Below are 683 nucleotides of genomic sequence, written 5' to 3'. Positions count from 1 at the left end.
ACCCTTGGCCGTCCGCGTCATCCCCTCTGGACAGGCCTGGATGGGGATGATTGTTTGCACTCAAATCATACAACGGATGAGGAGCGTGCCTTGCGTCGTTTCGTGTCGCTGTGGGTGCTGTGGGTGTTGCTGCCGGTGGGGGCCTTCGCGCTGAACGGAGGGCTGCCGGCGGCTCCGGCGGACGTGGACCGGAGCACCCCCGCGGCGACGGCGACGGGGTTCCTGGACGCGGCGCATGCGCGGGACGCGGCGCGGGCGCCGCACTACCTGGACCTGTCGCGGCTGCCTCCGGAGACGCAGACGGAGGAGGGGCTGAAGCTGGCGCGGCGGCTGGTGGTGGTGCTGGACCGGACGCTGTGGCTGGACTTCGCGCGCATCGGCAAGGAGCCGGCGGGCCCCGGCGAGCGCGCCCGGCGCGAGGTGCTGGGCCAGGTGGCCACGTCACGCGGGCCGCAGGACATCGTGCTGGAGCGGGTGGACGCGGCCGGGGGCCCGGTGTGGGTCTTCAGCGCGGACACGGTGGGCGCCATCGACGCGCTGTTCGAGGAGCACGGGTCGCCGGTGCTGGAGATGCTGCCGCCGGTGTTCTTCACGCGCCCGCTGTGGGTGCTGGAGACGTGGCAGTGGCTGGGGCTGGCGTTGGTGCTGGTGGGGGCGTGGGCGCTGGGGCGGCTGGTGGAGGC

Annotated in this window: 1 pseudogene; it reads left to right on the top strand. The window is 72.9% G+C overall.

The features are described from left to right. Positions 1 to 90: 90 nt before the first annotated feature. Positions 91 to 683: pseudogene (locus D7X55_RS43825) on the top strand (mechanosensitive ion channel family protein); the annotation flags it as partial.

Origin of the sequence: Corallococcus sp. AB049A (genome assembly GCF_003668885.1) — a bacterium.
Taxonomy (GTDB): Bacteria; Myxococcota; Myxococcia; order Myxococcales; family Myxococcaceae; genus Corallococcus; species Corallococcus interemptor.
Note: the sequence above shows the minus strand (reverse complement) of the source record. Positions and strands in the feature narration are given on the sequence as shown.